Annotated in this window: 12 protein-coding genes and 1 CRISPR repeat array; of the genes, 5 read left to right on the top strand and 7 right to left on the bottom strand. The window is 63.8% G+C overall.

The window, feature by feature from the left end; all coding sequences use genetic code 11:
• Positions 1–53 precede the first annotated feature (53 nt).
• Positions 54–1,641: direct repeats of the CRISPR family, unit length 28 nt; unit sequence TTTCTGAGCTGCCTGGGCGGCAGCGAAC.
• Positions 1,642–1,770: 129 nt separating this feature from the next.
• The 7 genes from cas6f to DOM33_RS15995 form a co-directional block, all read right to left on the bottom strand.
• Positions 1,771–2,340 (bottom strand): type I-F CRISPR-associated endoribonuclease Cas6/Csy4, encoded by a 570-nt coding sequence (gene cas6f, locus DOM33_RS16025; protein ID WP_110670834.1) that lies wholly within the window; start codon positions 2,338–2,340, stop codon positions 1,771–1,773.
• A 3-nt stretch (positions 2,341–2,343) separates the two neighbouring features.
• Complete coding sequence (csy3, locus tag DOM33_RS16020) at positions 2,344–3,378, bottom strand: type I-F CRISPR-associated protein Csy3 (RefSeq protein WP_110670832.1); 1,035 nt, start codon at positions 3,376–3,378, stop codon at positions 2,344–2,346.
• Positions 3,379–3,395: 17 nt separating this feature from the next.
• On the bottom strand, positions 3,396–4,388 hold the full coding sequence (csy2, locus tag DOM33_RS16015) for a type I-F CRISPR-associated protein Csy2 (protein WP_110670830.1): 993 nt from the start codon (positions 4,386–4,388) through the stop codon (positions 3,396–3,398).
• Positions 4,385–5,737, bottom strand: a complete 1,353-nt coding sequence (csy1, locus tag DOM33_RS16010) for a type I-F CRISPR-associated protein Csy1 (protein WP_110670828.1) — start codon at positions 5,735–5,737, stop codon at positions 4,385–4,387. The genes csy2 and csy1 overlap by 4 nt, the downstream gene beginning before the upstream one ends.
• Positions 5,738–5,763: 26 nt before the next feature.
• Complete coding sequence (gene cas3f / locus DOM33_RS16005) at positions 5,764–9,081, bottom strand: type I-F CRISPR-associated helicase Cas3f (protein WP_110670825.1); 3,318 nt, start codon at positions 9,079–9,081, stop codon at positions 5,764–5,766.
• Positions 9,078–10,058, bottom strand: a complete 981-nt coding sequence (cas1f, locus tag DOM33_RS16000) for a type I-F CRISPR-associated endonuclease Cas1f (RefSeq protein ID WP_110670823.1) — start codon at positions 10,056–10,058, stop codon at positions 9,078–9,080. The genes cas3f and cas1f overlap by 4 nt, the downstream gene beginning before the upstream one ends.
• A gap of 293 nt (positions 10,059–10,351) precedes the next feature.
• Positions 10,352–11,245 carry a LysR substrate-binding domain-containing protein gene (locus tag DOM33_RS15995; protein WP_110670821.1) on the bottom strand — a complete coding sequence of 298 codons (894 nt, stop codon included), beginning with the start codon at positions 11,243–11,245 and terminating at the stop codon, positions 10,352–10,354.
• Positions 11,246–11,394: 149 nt separating this feature from the next.
• On the opposite strand from DOM33_RS15995, the gene DOM33_RS15990 reads away from it, so the two are divergent.
• The 5 genes from DOM33_RS15990 to DOM33_RS15975 all read left to right on the top strand — a co-directional run bounded on the left by DOM33_RS15990 (position 11,395) and on the right by DOM33_RS15975 (position 15,756).
• On the top strand, positions 11,395–12,129 hold the full coding sequence (locus tag DOM33_RS15990; protein ID WP_110670819.1) for an FMN-dependent NADH-azoreductase: 735 nt from the start codon (positions 11,395–11,397) through the stop codon (positions 12,127–12,129).
• 676 nt (positions 12,130–12,805) lie between these two features.
• Positions 12,806–12,952, top strand: coding sequence for a hypothetical protein (locus DOM33_RS16320; RefSeq protein ID WP_204352726.1), 147 nt, complete (start codon positions 12,806–12,808; stop codon positions 12,950–12,952).
• 3 nt (positions 12,953–12,955) lie between these two features.
• Positions 12,956–13,696 (top strand): metal ABC transporter ATP-binding protein, encoded by a 741-nt coding sequence (locus DOM33_RS15985; protein WP_110670817.1) that lies wholly within the window; start codon positions 12,956–12,958, stop codon positions 13,694–13,696.
• On the top strand, positions 13,693–14,577 hold the full coding sequence (locus tag DOM33_RS15980) for a metal ABC transporter permease (RefSeq protein WP_110670815.1): 885 nt from the start codon (positions 13,693–13,695) through the stop codon (positions 14,575–14,577). The genes DOM33_RS15985 and DOM33_RS15980 overlap by 4 nt, the downstream gene beginning before the upstream one ends.
• An 81-nt stretch (positions 14,578–14,658) precedes the next feature.
• Positions 14,659–15,756, top strand: coding sequence for a metal ABC transporter solute-binding protein, Zn/Mn family (locus tag DOM33_RS15975; protein WP_110670813.1), 1,098 nt, complete (start codon positions 14,659–14,661; stop codon positions 15,754–15,756).
• The last annotated feature ends 101 nt before the right edge of the window (positions 15,757–15,857 follow it).

The following is a 15,857-nucleotide window of genomic DNA, read 5'->3' as shown; positions in this document are numbered from 1 at the left end:
GCTGCCTGGGCGGCAGCGAACTGCCCCTCGAGGCGGTTCTGATTGATCTCGTCTTTCTGAGCTGCCTGGGCGGCAGCGAACCGGATAGCCCTTGGGTGTTTGCTCGGGCCGGTTTTCTGAGCTGCCTGGGCGGCAGCGAACCCGATGCGGCTCGACAGCGCGCCGTACTGATCTTTCTGAGCTGCCTGGGCGGCAGCGAACGGTAGGCATGGCTACCGCATGGGCGTCGGTGTTTTCTGAGCTGCCTGGGCGGCAGCGAACGAGGCGCACGTCCGATCTGGATTGCTGGCGCTTTTCTGAGCTGCCTGGGCGGCAGCGAACCCAGCCGCTGAAACTGACCAACGCCGGCCTCTTTTCTGAGCTGCCTGGGCGGCAGCGAACCAGTGGACTACGGTCCCGGCGGTTCGATTTATTTTCTGAGCTGCCTGGGCGGCAGCGAACTCCTGCTCGCGCATCTCGCGCTCGACTCGTTTTTTCTGAGCTGCCTGGGCGGCAGCGAACTTCTCCATCGCGATCTTGACGCGTTCCTTGCATTTCTGAGCTGCCTAGGCGGCAGCGAACTATGGCGGGCTGGCTTAATTACTGCTGTTCATTTTCTGAGCTGCCTGGGCGGCAGCGAACGCGGCGGTAACGAGGTCATCGCCCGCGTCGACTTTCTGAGCTGCCTGGGCGGCAGCGAACGTTTTTTTGCGTCTATACTTGCCACATTTCGTTTTCTGAGCTGCCTGGGCGGCAGCGAACTTGGCTATGACCCCGGCACCGGTGGCAGTACATTTCTGAGCTGCCTGGGCGGCAGCGAACCGGTCAGTACGCGAACCTCTACGATAATTTCTTTTCTGAGCTGCCTGGGCGGCAGCGAACTCCGACCTCCAGATCAAACTGATGGAGGCACATTTCTGAGCTGCCTGGGCGGCAGCGAACGAGCCAGTGGGGTGACTACGACGACGGCACCTTTTCTGAGCTGCCTGGGCGGCAGCGAACCTCATTGGACCTTAACGCTTCTCAAGTTGTTATTTCTGAGCTGCCTGGGCGGCAGCGAACATCGCTTTTTGGGCCGCTTTGGCCTTGAGTGTTTTCTGAGCTGCCTGGGCGGCAGCGAACGCCGGTGAAGGCATGACGCCCTACGTCACTCATTTCTGAGCTGCCTGGGCGGCAGCGAACGTTGTGAGCCTGCTGCTTGATGGCGTTTTTCTTTTCTGAGCTGCCTGGGCGGCAGCGAACGCAGGACCAGTACTGCCAGAACGTCGCCCAGTTTTCTGAGCTGCCTGGGCGGCAGCGAACGTCGCGAAGCCCCATCACAGCCTCCGCATCAATTTCTGAGCTGCCTGGGCGGCAGCGAACCGAACGGTACCGCTCAACGAGCCAGCCGTGATTTTCTGAGCTGCCTGGGCGGCAGCGAACAGGACAACTCGCGCGGCGTGACGGATTTCTACTTTCTGAGCTGCCTGGGCGGCAGCGAACGGCAAACACGCGAACAGCAACTACGGTGCGATTTTCTGAGCTGCCTGGGCGGCAGCGAACACCGGCGGCAGCTCGGCATGCACCGGCGGCAGTTTCTGAGCTGCCTGGGCGGCAGCGAACTTGGCCGCCCAGGGGCCAGGCACGCGCGGATCTTTCTGAGCTGCCTGGGCGGCAGCGAACTAGCGCGTGATGCGCGTAAATCTCTATTGTTAAAGAGCTTTTGGCGCATTCATCCCCAAACACCCTTTTTTATCACGCCTATCTAAGTCATTGATTTTGCGAGCGCCGTGTTGGCGCCCGCAAAAAGGGTCAAAACCAGGGGATGGTCGCTTCCCGACTCAAACCGTAGTGGTTGAAGCGCCCGTGGGTCGGTCGAGACTGCAGCTCGCCATGCTCGAGGAACAGCGCGAATCGCTCGCCGGTGGAGCGACTCCCCACCTGTACGAACGGTAACTCGACACGTCGCTGGGCCGGCGTTTTCATCAGCTCCCCGGCCTCGACTTCCGAGATGCCATGCCGACGCGCGTAGCGCCGGGCGCGGCTGGGGCTGCCGGTATTGAACTGCCGTCGCTTCACGACCCGGTGGCGAGCATTTGCCGGCACCGGCGCGACGTCACTGCACTCGACGAGTTCACGCAAGCCCGCAAGCCATGACAGTGCCATCAGCTGATCAAGCCGGTCCTTGTCGCCATGCAGGCGCAGGCGATCACCGGGTGTACGCGCGTTCACCCCGGTTTTGTGATCGGGAAAGCTCACGCCGATATCGTCGGCCTGGAGGTCGAACAGCGCGCGATGCAGCTTGGCGTAGAGCGCCCCCATCAGCATGGATGGCGGGAAGTCCGGGTCAGGCCGCAGGCGGAGATCGAGATAGTGATCCATGCCTCACCCCGCGTCGCCGAAGACGCCACCGCGAATCAGGGTCGCCATCACGAAGTGCTGGTTTTCGGTGGAAGGCACCTGATCCTTGAGCAGCCAGTTATCCAGCAGGTTGTAGAAATCCACCTTCTGCTTCGGCTGACGATAGGCTGCCCCCTGCGTGGTGACGGAGCCATAGGGCTCGACGGCAATCGGGCCGAGGTCGCTGCCGTCTTCCGGCGCCGGATACCAGGTGTCGATGGTGCGCAGCGCGTTGCCGAGCTTCTGGGAGTGAATAGCGGCCGTCTTGTCCTCACCAAAGCTGTAGAGCGTCTTGCTCTTGTCACCGCGCGAGCGATCCAGAATCAGCTCCTGGGAGGGGAAGACTTCCTGGCCGGCACCGACACGCGCGAAGGCCACCACGTCGAGCAGCAGGTATTGCTCACCGGCCAGCGCCGCGGCGATGGTCTCGCCCAGCTCACGCGTCTGGTTACTGCCGGTGAAGTCGCGAGTGGAGTGCTCGAGCGCGTCGAAGGTCCAGTGCTTTTCCGCCTGACCGCCTTTCATCTGGCTGACCGTTACCGCTACCTGCTCGGCACCCATGCGGTTACGCCAGAGAAAGCGGCCGTTGGCGAGGTTGCAGGCGTAGCGGTGCGCCAGCTCGTCAAAACCCTGCTCGCTGACGTAGCCGCTGACGGTCTGCTTGAGCTTCTGCTGATACGCGGCGTTGTTGCAGGCAGAGGGGGTGCCCGCGCCGGCGAGGACGCGCAGCGTAAAGCGCACCGCCAGCGTATCGGCATCGTGGGGAAGTGCGGCCACGTCCACGGTCTGCAGGTTGGGATTTTCGATGGCGGCGTCGAGCTTGGCCGGGTCCTGATCCTTGGCTTTCAGGCGGTTGGAGATGGTGCCGCGCACGGATTTCTCGCGAACCGGAATGCCGGGCCATGCCTGAAACTGATCTCGCGCGTCCCACGACCCCGCGCTGAGCAGCGCATCGGAGGGGTCGAGCTTGCGCTCGAAGGCGAGCACGGAAGCGGTCTTGAGAGCGTCGTTCTTGGCCATGATGTTCTCCTTGATGATCAGTCGTTTTCCGAATGGGTCAGGGCGTAGTCGTTGGTGAGGCGATAGATGCCACGCTCGAGGTCGTTGTCCACGAACCAGAGCAGCGCATCGGGGCTTCGCAGGCGATGCGGGCTGACCCACTCGCCGATCGAGTAGAGGCTTTCGACGAACTGGAACGGCACCGCCGGGTCGCGGGCGTTGGCAACGTCGCCGGGCGCGAACAGGTCGGAAATGGCGCCGTAGCCGACCGGGATGGGTACCAGCCAGCCGGGATAGGGGCGGCGAATCTCCCATTTCGCGACATCCTTCGTCTGACCTTCCTTGTCCTGCTGAGTCTCGATCCGGCACTCGTGGTTGAGCCGGCAGAGATCGAGCCAGGCGTCCAGCGTAGTGGCGCTGTCATCTTCGGCCTTGAGCGTTACGGTATGCTCGTTCAGGTAGTCATCGCGCAGCACCAGCGCGAATCCAGGCAGTAGCCGGCGCTTGAGGCGGCGCCACTGTTTGTCGCGCCTCTCTTCATCGGCGTCGAAGGTGATCAGCTCGGGCCGCTGGCGCGTCGCGTCACTCAGCGGCGGCATGACGCTGCCCCCGGCGAGACGCATGCCGTGGACCTGCTCGAACAGCCGTTGGGCGATGTCACGGCGGCGCTCGACGCTGCCCAGATCATCACCGTCGGACTCGACACCGATCAGCAGCGTGACGTCCAGATGCGCGCGACCCTCTTCGACGATGGCCGCCGTGCTGCCGGTTTTGTCCACCGGGTTGCGGGTGAGGTGGAAGGCGCGGGTAAAACCGCCCTTGGTGACTTGCGGCTCGATGTGATGGCACACCACGCCGACACCGTTAAAGACGATCCGGATATCGTCGGGCAGGTTACGCTCCAGCGCCTGAACGGCGCCCATGAAGGCGCTCATGGCAGGAAAGCCCCAGGTCATGGAACTGGAAATGGCATTGGCGTTCTGGATGCGCAGTCGCGGCAGTACGAGAAGGTGCGGTTTGGAATCGATCATGCCGCGGCTCCTTCGTCTTCATCGTCATCACGCAGCGCGTCCTGCAGGTCATCGAGCTGACGGCGGAAGCTCTTGAGTACGCCGTCGAAACGTCCTTTCCAGTGTTCATGCTCGACGTCACCGAGATTGAGCGGACTATCGCGGTTGAGCGCCCGATTGAGCCACTGGGCGGCACGCGCGCTAACTGCCACATGCCAATCGGACTGGCGTCGCGCCTCGGCAAATTCTGCATCGAGTTCGGCGCGCCCCGGATCGAGCCAGTACTGTTCCTCAACCGCCAACTGACAGCGCTCATCGGTCGTCCAGCCCGCTGGCACCGAGTGAATGTCGAAGGTGAACAGCATGAGCTCGTCGACCAGCATGGCGGTCAAGTCATCGCGCAGATCGCGCGTGTGCCTGTTGGCGGCGGGGTCGGATTCGAGAAATCGCTTGAGATCATCGAGCGTGCGCCGAACTTCCTGACGCCGGCCAAAGGTCTGAAACGCATCCCGCATGGGGGGATAGACGTCCCGCGACTGCCAGTGGGGCGGCAGTGAGGCGAGCAGGTAATTCTGGCCGCCGCGCTCGCTATTGAGCTGGGAGATATTCTGCGGCTTGGTGCCGCCGAATTTCTGGATCGCCAGGTTGAGATAGCTGGTATAGCCGCCCTCGAATGGCGTCTTTTCCTTTAAAGCCTTTCGCGCCGCTTTGTTGTGGTCACCGTAAAACCAGGTATTGAGACTGACCTGAGCGTAAACACGATGCGCCAGCGCCGTGGCATAAAGCGGAGCCAGCAGTCGATAGTTCGCGTCATCGCCAGGTTCGTCACCGACCAGCCAGTAAAGCTGCTTGCCGCGAGCATGAGAGCTTGGCGTACCGTTGGGTTCGACGATATCGGCGAAGGCCTGTACCCAAATTTCCGCCTCGGCGCGGTCGTCACTCAGCGCTTCGACCAGCGCGTCATCGCCTTCCAGGGCTCGCTCAAGCAGGGAGCGACCCTCCCACTGCAGCTTCAGGAACTTGTAGACGTCCAGGGCGGCGGCGTTACCGACGACATCGCCCTCGAAATCCGAAGGCAGGCAGTGGCTACCGACCAGCGCATCGCGCTTTAGCTGACCGGGCTCGACGTAGAGGTTGGTGCCCTTGGCGTCCGGGTGAATCGCCTTGAGCGAATGGGTGACGACCTGAAGCTGACTGACGCGCCGCGCGGCGTCAGCCAGCCAGGTCTGCGGCTCGAACTGCTGCTGCAGCTTGAGATAAACGGGGTCGTCCGGCGTGAGCTTTTCCGTTTTGGTCTGAAAACGGTCGTGGATAAAGCCATGGACCAACGCTTTGAGTGTTGGCGGTGGACTATCGATTGATTCAGACATGCTCCTCCTCATGGGTAGCGTTGAGTTCATTTTTTCCGCACAAACCCCAGCGCGGGATGAAAGTACCACCCCTGCGGGGCGCGATCGGGCTTGAGGCGAATCCACCCAAAGCGCCTCGCGCAGCGATCGAGGTTCATGTCCATAACGTCGGCCTGCTCACTCAGCGCGGCCATGTAGTCCGGTTCGTTCCAGGGCGTGACGCGCGGGTTCTTGAGCACTTCATCCGCCAGGCGATCCAGCTCGGATTCCACCAACGTCAGCGTCTCCTCCCGACCGTTTTGATCGACCCGCCGGAAGCCGTAATCCTCATCGGTGTCATCCGGGTAGAGCACGAATTCGGCATCCGGCTCGTTGTCTTCGCGAAAGGGCTGCTGCTGGCTGGCGATCGCGCTCAGCGACATCGCGGCGGGGCGATAGAACAGATAGGCGCCGAGAAAGAGCGGCTTTCGACGCCGGGATCGTCGCTGCCCGGGCAGTTCAGCGCCTTCCACCATCAGCATCCTCAGCCGTGCGTGCTCGAGATCGACCAGCTTGCCGGTCGGCTCCAGAACCTCCGCCGGCAGCAGGCGCGGGCGCGAATCGATGGCGTTGATCTCCTCATCGCGCAGCAGCGTGGCAAGCCAGTGTTTGGTCAACGGCCACGTCTGCTCGGTCTCGAAACCGGGGCGGCAGAAGGCCGGGCGCCTACCGGCGAGATGGCGAACGTTGGTCTCAAGCAGGGCGATATTGGGCGCGGTAACGGGATCTTGGCGGTGGCGCCGCACGCGCCCGGCAAGCTGGATGATGGAGCGCATCGAGGAGGGCTCGAGCACCGCCCAGTCGTAGTCGTGATCGCGGCCCACTTCGGTCACCGGCGAGCCCAGCACGATAAACAGATGATCTTCGGCATCACCCACGAGCCGCTGGCGAATATCGGCCAGCTCGAACACCGCGTTCGGCTCGCGGCGATCCAGCACTCGATCCAGCCGGTTTTCCAGCCGGGAGCGCAGCAACAGCGGAAACTGCGAGTGATAGACGCAGAGATGAACCCGCGTGCCCTCGGGTATTTCCGAGCGATAGATCGCCTGCGCCACGGCGACCAGCGGCTCGATGTTGGCCATCCGCACCAGCCCGAAGCTCACGCGTTGGCTGCTGTGCGGATCGAGCGAATGGTGCTGCTCATGCAGCGCGAGGGCTTGTGTCAGCACGGTCTGTGCTACCGCCTCGTGAACGGCGTCCGGATGTTTGGAGGGTGTCGATACGGGCACGAGGACGCCGCGCCGCCTTGGCTCGAGTGCGGCGAGCCGAGCCGCGCGCTTCTGAGCGAAAGCATGATGGGCGGTATCGAACGATTCACCATCGGCGCAATTCTGGTGTGTGCAGCCGTGCTCATCGAACCAGGCGCAGATAGGCTCGACCGGGGCGCCGGGCACCCCGCGATGACGCTGATACTCGGCGCGCCCCTCCCGGTAGGCATCATAAAGCGCGCGTACCAGCGCCGGCGGGAGCGTGGCGGAGGAGAGCAGCACACGGGCGCCCAGCAGGCCGGTCCAATAAACCAGTCGCGTCAGCGCGGGCAGATCGTCGATATCGAAGTCGTCCGGCTCGTCGAGCACCAGATCGCCGCTCATCAATCGCAGCATCGGCGCGATCTGGCTGCCGCCGCGCAGGCTCTCGGTGGCCGGCATCAGGTGATCGATGGTGCAGACCAGTACCGGCGCCTGGATCAGCGCGCGGGCGTGGGTATCAGCGACCACCTTGCCCAAGACGCGATGCGCTTCCAGATCGCCTTCGAAGACGACATGGGCCTGGTCGTCGAGCAGCTCGGCGCGGGATTCGGAACCGCCGCTGCCCTGCTGATGCTCGAACAGCGCCCGGCTGGCGCTGCCGCCGACGCGAATCGCCAGCTCGTCACTGCCCAGCCCAAGCCGCTCGCGGTACGCCTGCCCGGTCTGCAGCGTCAGGGTGCGAAGGCCGAGCGCGATCGAGAAACGTGCGCCGGTCTCCGGATCGGCCAGCGCATACAGAATACGGCCGTTGGCGATGGTCTTGCCGCAGCCCGTGGAGGCCATATTGATGCCGAAAAAGCCCTGCTCGCGGCTTTTGTCGCGCAGACCGGTGGCGAGATCGAAAGCCTTGTCCTGCCAGCGAAAGCGGGCATCACGGCTGCGCGCCCGAAAGCCCTTGTGACGGGCGATGCTCGGCAGTGCCGCGACCATGTCCGGCAGCGAGTGGACGATCTCACCCGTTGCCCGCGTAACGCCCAACAGATGCTCGATCAGCGGCTGGCAGCGTTCACGCTTGCCGTGCCGCGTGGCGGTGTTGGCATAAAGCGGACCTTGCCATTGACCATCGAGCCGTCCGGTATCGACAAGGCTCGAGTAGTGGTGATCGGCCAGCATCAGCGCCAGACGCGCCAGATGCATCACATATGGTGATTCGAGCGGTGGCGTCACCCAGCGACATTCGCTTAACTGACGCGCCACCCGGGCCGCGCGCGCTCGCCAGGCGTCTTCCGTTACCGGCAGGCCATGAGAAAACTGCCACCAGGGCGTAAGCGCTGCGGTGTCCGCCGGCTCGACCCGCTCGTTCCACGCCGCGGTAATGGCCTGCGGCATTGAGGGCAAGCCATCGGCGTTGAGATTTGCTCGGGCGCCGACCCACTTCTGCGATCCGTCCTCGGCCTCGGCGGGCAGCGCCGGCAGGCGATGGTGGCTGACGATCAGCCAGCCGATGGCGGCGGCCAGCGGCGGCAGATGCGCAAAGGGGGAATGCGTGGCTGACGCATCCAGCCCGTCACGCTTGAGCCGCCCCATCCAGCAGACGTCCTCCTCGGCGGTCGGGTGTTGCAGCCGTGTCAGCCAGGCGGCATCGTTGTCCTCGCCAACAAAGGCCTCGAGCAGTCGCAGCGACACCCATTCGTGACGGTAGCGATTGCGCCCTTCCAGCTCGCCGTTCAATCGTTGTTGAAAGGCATCGGTGGCCTTGCCGAGGTCATGGAACAGTGCCGCCATCGAGGCCAGAAGATGCATCAAACGCAGCGAGTGCCAGTCGTTTTCGTCCTCGCGTCGCAGCACGTTGCGCCGCGTGGTGTTGGTGGGCGTGGCGCCGCGGACGTTGAACTGCGAGGCGTCACCGACAATCCATAAAAGCTCGCTGTGGTCGTGGCCGCGAATCCAGTGACAGGCCACGGCGGTGTTCTTGCGCGCTCGCTGGCGCAAGAGCTTTCTGAGCGTGTCCAGCCCGGCCCGGGTAATGGCAGTCTGCCAGGTGCGCTCGCCGCGGCGCTCGGCAAACTGATCCAGGGTGCGCCGGGTCTCCTTGAGCGCATTCTTGCGGCACTGCGAGACAATCAGCACGTTCATCGCGCGGCCCCGCTGCCGAGCCGTTCGGCGACGCTTTTGAGCGTGTCGATCATCGTATCGAGCGCCTCGACCTGCGTGAGACGTTCGATACAGGCCTGACGGAACTCCTGCTCCTCGTCGCCACGGCTGGCGGAAATGAAGGCCTGCGGCAGGATGACGGCATCCTTGATCAGATCGGCAACATCGAACACCAGGCCGCCGCGCCGGGTCTTGCCGTGCAGCACCGCCAGGCCGTGCGGCAGACCCAGCACCCAGGTCGCGGTCGCCCCCAGGCCGTAAGCCAGATAGTTGCCGTGATCGAGAAAGCGGTTGGCAGGTTCGGCACCGCCGCCGCGCTTGGCGCGGGTGAACGCCCCGTAGTCGGTGGCAAGGCTTGCAAGGCGAAACAGCTGCTTGGTCAGCCGCGCCTCTTCGGTGAGCAGCGCGGTGGTATCCGGGGCCTGGGCAATCGCGACGCGGCTGCGTTCCAGCAGAGCGCTCAGCTCCGCGCTCGACGGCGTGAAGTCGGTCGCTCGCTGGAATCGCGCATCATTCCACAGCCGCTCGACCTGCTTGAGCCGCTCGATCTGAAAGGCGCGGGCGGCTTCCAGCCTGAGGGCGTCATCGAACCAGAAGCGCACCCAGTGCTGGAGATATTCGGTGGGACGGTATTCGCTCTGCGGATTGAACCAGGCCACTTCGACATCGATTTCGTTGGCGGAAAACAGCGGCGTACCGCCACCGCCGCAGAACCCGACCAGCACACCGGCCTTCGAGAGTTCGCGCATCGCTGCCTGGGTAATCGACGTCCCCGTACCCAGCAATAGCGATGTGGTATTGGCGATCGGGATGTTCCAGTACTTCGAGCGCTTGCCCTCATCGGTGACGTATTCGACCCGCCCGCCGTTGACCAGCACCCGGCAGTGCTGGAGGTAGTAAAGATTGGCACGCTTGGAGTGCAGGATCGTCTTGAGGTCGTTCGCGGAGAGATCGTGCATACGTCACCGGTTGCAGCGGGTAAGTTACCGTTCGTAACGCACGATGATGTCGGCCACAACCCCGTCAGGACGATTGTCTGAAATCTCCTACAGCCGTTACGCGATGGCTGACAGCGCGATCGTGATTGAAGTCTCCTTGCCGCTACGTGCCACTGTTCGTCGGGGAACCATCAAAAGAGGAACGATCGAACGAAAGCGAACGATATTCGCGGCCTCTCCGCCAACTCGGCACGTGCTACCTATCGATCTAGAGGGCGCCCATAAACACTCGAGGACAAAAAGAGACAACTGCTTCATCTCATCGCGCCGGCCAGCGTCAGCACCCACTCCCGCACCGCCTGAATGGCGGGCTCGTCGCGTCGCGCCGGGGGATACACCAGATAGAACGGTTTGCCGGGCAGCACCGGGCCGAAAGGTTCGATCAGACGGCCGTCAGCCAGCTCCTCGGCGATCAGGGTCCGGCTCATCAGGGCGACACCCTGTCCGCCCAGAGCGGCGGCAATGGTGTGCGTCTCGTCGGAAAAGACCAGGCCGCCGGTGACGTCGAGAGCGGGCACCCGGGCCAATTTCTGCCACGCCGCCCAGCTGAGCAGCGGCCCCTTGTAGTTGGGTGGCTCGTAATGAATCAGCGTTGCGTGGTGCAAATCATCGGGGGTGCGCACGCCCAGCGCGGGACTGCAGGCAGGGACGAAGGTGTTGTCGAACAGCCTCTCGGCCATCAGACCCGGCCAGTCGCCAGTGCCATAACGAATCGCCATGTCCGCCGCCACGCCGTCCAGCGCTACCAAGTGATGAGAGATCTGCAGGTTCAAGCTGAGAGTCGGGTGAGCGTCACGCAGCTCGCTCACTCGAGGAAGCAGCCAGCGCGCCGCGACCGCCGGGATGGTGGAGAGCGTCACGTTGAAGCGCTCGGGCACGGGATGGAGACGCGCCACGGCGCTCGCCAGCGTGTCGAAAGCTTCGCTGGCTGCGGTGAGCAGCTCCTGGCCCTGAACGGTGAGCCGCAGCTGACGGGGCTGGCGAATGAACAGCGCCACACCGAGATGTTCTTCGAGCTGACGAATCTGATGGCTGATGGCAGTCGGTGTCACCGAAAGCTCTGCGGCGGCACGCTTCGCACTCAGATGACGAGCTGCCGCCTCGAAAGCGCGCAGCGCAGAAAGGGAAGGCAATTGACGGGCGGGCATGGGCTGACTCGATGGATGAGTTTTGTTTTCCGATACTGGCAAGAAACGATCGTTTGTCGCTAGTTCCATCGGGCGCTTTGATAGGCAGCGTGCTGAGGACGAATGAACCGGCCTCACTCATCCAGGAATTCTCACCCAGGAGATGAACGATGACCCGACTACTGCACCTCGATGCCAGCCCGCGGCCCGGCCGATCCGGCACACACGAACATGGTTCCTTGAGCCGAAGACTCACCCACCACTTCGTCGAACGGTGGAAAGCCGCTCGGCCCGAAACCCTGGTGATGCGGCGGGATCTGGGCGCTCAGCCGCCCTCGTTCTTGACCGTCGAGTGGATCGAAGCCGCGTTCACCCCAGAGGAGGCACGGACGCAGACCACCCGCCAAGCGCTGGCCGAGAGCGACCGCTTAGTCGACGAGCTGATCGCCGCCGACGTACTGGTGCTCGGCATACCGCTTTACAACTACAGCTACCCGGCGGCGTTCAAGGCGTGGGTCGATCAGGTCGTCCGCCTGGGGCGCACCGTCGACTTCGACCCTACCGATCAGGAACACTCGATTGGCCCGCTGCTGAACGATCGACCCCGCCACGCCGTGATTCTCTCCTCGCGCGGCGGGCACGGATTCAGCGCTGGCGGAGCGATGGCGCACATGAACCATCTCGAGCCCAGCGTACGTACCGCCCTAGAGCTGATCGGCATCGAGCATTTCCACGAAATCGCCATCGAGTATCAGGAAGAGGGCGGCGAACGGCTACAGCAGTCGACCCATGACGCCCTGGCTCAAGTGGAAGCGCTGGTCGCGCGTCTGCAAGAGACTAATGAAACCTCACCCAATGACGCACGCCTCACCAGTAATCGATTTGTCGATGCTCCATGCCGCTAAGTTCGTGGCGAAGCGATAAAGCTGTATCACGGATGATCTAGACGCCAATCGTTGCCGGTATCGCATCGGACATCTCGCACCGTTGGAGATGGAAACGCGTGGGAAGACGTGCTGCCCAGCTGGGCTTTCGACACTAGATCTCCGCCTTCATGGAACGGCGGTCCTGATACTGTTCGAACAGTTGAACGCAAGCGGTTGGCCCCGCGCCTGCGGGGAACGGGAACTCCCCAGTGGGGATCAGACGCACCTTGCCGGTTCATCCCCGCGAGTGCGGGGAACGGAGCCGCCCGCGCCGTTCTAAAGCTGATGGTCGCGGTTGATCCCCGCGTCTGCGGGGAACGGCCGAACAGGCAGCTCAGAAAAATCTGTACTAGCGGTTCATCCCCGCGAGTGCGGGGAACGGTCTAACTGTAAACTCATGTTTTTAAAGAGCAAAATCGGGGCTCTGATTTCCACCAGCGAATTTCGCTCGGTGACTGCTTGAGCGGCAATAAAAACTCGCTTTTCAAACAAAGACTTAGACTAAAAATCAAAAAACAATGAGTCGTTCCACCACGTAGGCTCAACGAATCATTCTCACAGGGTGAGCAGACAGCGCAAGTCGAAGGCAAGCACGCCCTCTTCCCTCCTCATTTGTTATGTTATAACCTTTGCGGCCGATCAAGAGGCTGCTTTCATGTCACATCGTCATCGCCACCGCCCCGACGGGCCGTGTCATTTCTCTCTCATGTCTCTGGGGGCCGGGCGGCGGATGCTGCTGGCACTGTTGCCGCTGCTCGCGCTGTGGCTGACGGCGGCGTGGGCCGGCGGGCTGCTGGGCTGAGCCATGGAGCCGATTCTCACACTCGAAGCCGTCTCTCTCGCCCAGGGCAACCGCATGGTGCTCGAGAACGTCGAGGGGACGTTCGCGCCGGGTAGCATTACCGCGCTGGTGGGGCCGAATGGTGCCGGCAAGAGCACGCTGGTGCAGGCCATCATGGGGGTGCTAAAACCGATCCGCGGGCGCATCCACTGCGGCGTGCCGAGCGATCGTCGCGCCTGGCTGCCGCAGCAGCTGGCGCTTGACCTCACCTTCCCCATGAGCGTCGAGGAGCTGGTACTGACCGGCTGCTGGCCGACCCATGGCAGCTTCAAGCGCTACGGGCCGGAGGAGTACCGGCGCGGCCAGGCGGTCATGCAGCGCCTCGGCCTGCAGGCCTTCGAGCACCGCCCGCTGGGCGAACTCTCCGGCGGTCAGCGCCAGCGCGCACTGCTCGGCCGCACGCTGATGCAGAAGGCACAGCTACTGATGCTCGACGAGCCGTTCGCCAACGTCGACGCCGCCACGGTGGACATCCTGATCGAGGTGCTGCGCGACATGGCCGCCGAGGGCGTGTCGATAATCATCGTGCTGCACGACCACGACCAGATGCGCCGCCTGGCGGATCGGGTGCTGTGGCTCGACCGCGGCCGGGCGACCTGGGTCGCGCCGTCGTCGCTCGACGCGGCGAGCGGCGCCACGCTGTCGAATCACGCGACGGCCGACGCCAGCATTCACTCTCATTCTGTTAACGAGCGACCGGCATGATCGACTGGTTCATCTCTCCGCTGACCGATTTCGGTTTCATGCGCCGCGCGCTGGTCGCCGGGCTCGCGCTGTCGCTGGTTGCCCCGCCGCTGGGGGTCTTTCTCACGCTGCGCGGCATGAGCCTGGTCGGCGACGCCATGGCGCACGCGGTGCTGCCGGGGGTCGCCATCGGCTTTCTCATGGCGGGGTTTTCGCTGCCGGCGATGAGCGTGGGCGGACTGATCGCCGGGCTGGTGGTCGCCGGCCTCGCCGGCGGCGTCTCCCGTCTGACGGGCCACCGCGAGGACTCGGCGATCGCGAGTTTCTATCTCATCTCGCTGGCCGCGGGGGTGATGCTGATCTCGCTACGCGGCTCCAGCGTCGATCTCACCCACGTGCTGTTCGGCTCGATTCTCGCCGTCGACAGCACTGCGCTGTGGCTCATCGTCGGCGTCTCCAGCGCCACGCTGCTGACGCTGGCGGCGATCTTTCGAATTCTCGTCGTCGAGTGCCTCGACCCGCTCTTTCTGCGCGGTCAGGGCGTTCGCGGCAGTGCGGTCCACGCGCTCTTTCTGGGGCTGATGGTGCTCAACCTCACCGCCGGCTTTCAGACCTTGGGCACGCTGATGGCGGTAGGGCTGATGATGCTGCCGGCGACGGCGGCGCGGTTCTGGTCGAAGCGCATCGAGGGGCTGATGGGGCTGGCGATCGCCATCGGTATCTTCTCGAGCGTGGGCGGCTTGCTGCTCTCCTACCACGCCGGCCTGCCCTCCGGGCCCTGCATCATTCTGCTGGCGGGAGTGGTCTATCTACTCTCCGCCCTGTTCGGCCGCTACCACAGCGTCTTCGCCCGCTGGCGGCGGCGGGTAGAACCGGTACTGCCGGCGGATGCTCACGGTTGAACGTCATAGGCAACGCCCGCGCCGTCCAGCGCCCACTACTCTCCTAAACGCGCCCACTGCTCCCCTGAAAAGGAAATCTCGATGTCTCGTTCCCCGATTGCCGGCGTAGCGCTCAAGAGTCTGATGCTCGCCACCCTGAGCCTCGGCGTCGTTGGCGCTGCCAGCGCCCAGACGCCGCTGAAGGTGGTCACCAGCTTCAGCATTCTCGACGACATGATCTCCACGGTGGGCGGCGATCACGTCGCGGTGACCTCCTTGGTCGGCCCCAACGGCGACGCCCATTCGTTCTCGCCCAAGCCCGCCGACGCCCAGTCGCTGGCAGACGCAGAGCTGGTGGTGGTCAACGGCCTGCAGTTCGAAGGCTGGATCGACCGGCTGGTCGAAGCCAGTGGCTACGAGGGCGACGTGGTCGTCGCCAGCGACGGGATCGAGACGCTGGCGTTCGACGGCGAGCACGATCACGGGCACGGCGGCGACGAGCACGACCATGGCGACGCTCATGACCACGGCGGCAATGGCCACGATCATGATCACGGTGACAGCCATGGCCACGACCACGGCGACAGCCATGACCACGACGGCCACGGCCATGAACACGGTGATGCCGGCCATGACCATGGAGGCGGCCACCACCATCACGGCGGCACCGACCCGCACGCCTGGCAGAGCCTCGCCAACGGCGAGCAGTACGTTCGCAACATTCGCGATGCGCTGATCGACGCCGATCCGGACAACGCCGAGGACTATCGCGACAACGCCGAGACGTACCTCGACGAGATGGAAGCGCTCGACGAATCCGCCCGCGAGCGGCTGTCGCGGATTCCCGAAGATCAGCGGATGATCATCACCTCTCACGAGGCGTTCGGGTACTTCGCCGATGCCTACGGGCTGACGATGCTTTCCCCCGTCGGCCTGAGCACGCTGGCCGAGCCGAGCGCGAGCGACATGGGCGAGCTGATCCAGCAGATCGACGAGAGCCACGCGCGGGCGCTGTTCCTCGAGAACATGGCGAACCCGGCGCTGATCAACCAGCTCCACGAGGAGACCGGCGTGGCGATCGGCGGCGAGCTCTACGCCGATGCACTCACCGAGGAGGGCGAAGGCAGCACCTATCTCGGCATGTTCCAGCACAACGTCGACACCATCGTCGAAGCGCTTCAGGACGCCGACACGCCGTAATCGGTCGTCTCCTCCGATTTGCCCTTCCCTGCCGGCGGCGTCATCGCTGCCGGCGCCCGATTCATGGCGCTGGGGCAACCGTCGTTGCCCCAGCGCCTCCC

The organism is Salinicola halophilus, assembly GCF_003206155.1.
Classification (GTDB): domain Bacteria; phylum Pseudomonadota; class Gammaproteobacteria; order Pseudomonadales; family Halomonadaceae; genus Salinicola; species Salinicola halophilus.
Note: the sequence above shows the minus strand (reverse complement) of the source record. Positions and strands in the feature narration are given on the sequence as shown.

Bases quoted from the DNA above. Each gene is read 5' to 3' on its own strand.
- cas6f (WP_110670834.1), bottom strand. From the start codon at position 2,340: ATGGATCACTATCTCGATCTCCGCCTGCGGCCTGACCCGGACTTCCCG.
- DOM33_RS15995 (WP_110670821.1), bottom strand. From the start codon at position 11,245: ATGCCCGCCCGTCAATTGCCTTCCCTTTCTGCGCTGCGCGCTTTCGAG.
- csy3 (WP_110670832.1), bottom strand. From the start codon at position 3,378: ATGGCCAAGAACGACGCTCTCAAGACCGCTTCCGTGCTCGCCTTCGAG.
- DOM33_RS15980 (WP_110670815.1), top strand. From the start codon at position 13,693: ATGATCGACTGGTTCATCTCTCCGCTGACCGATTTCGGTTTCATGCGC.
- cas1f (WP_110670823.1), bottom strand. From the start codon at position 10,058: ATGCACGATCTCTCCGCGAACGACCTCAAGACGATCCTGCACTCCAAG.
- csy1 (WP_110670828.1), bottom strand. From the start codon at position 5,737: ATGTCTGAATCAATCGATAGTCCACCGCCAACACTCAAAGCGTTGGTC.
- DOM33_RS15990 (WP_110670819.1), top strand. From the start codon at position 11,395: ATGACCCGACTACTGCACCTCGATGCCAGCCCGCGGCCCGGCCGATCC.
- DOM33_RS16320 (WP_204352726.1), top strand. From the start codon at position 12,806: ATGTCACATCGTCATCGCCACCGCCCCGACGGGCCGTGTCATTTCTCT.
- csy2 (WP_110670830.1), bottom strand. From the start codon at position 4,388: ATGATCGATTCCAAACCGCACCTTCTCGTACTGCCGCGACTGCGCATC.
- DOM33_RS15985 (WP_110670817.1), top strand. From the start codon at position 12,956: ATGGAGCCGATTCTCACACTCGAAGCCGTCTCTCTCGCCCAGGGCAAC.
- DOM33_RS15975 (WP_110670813.1), top strand. From the start codon at position 14,659: ATGTCTCGTTCCCCGATTGCCGGCGTAGCGCTCAAGAGTCTGATGCTC.
- cas3f (WP_110670825.1), bottom strand. From the start codon at position 9,081: ATGAACGTGCTGATTGTCTCGCAGTGCCGCAAGAATGCGCTCAAGGAG.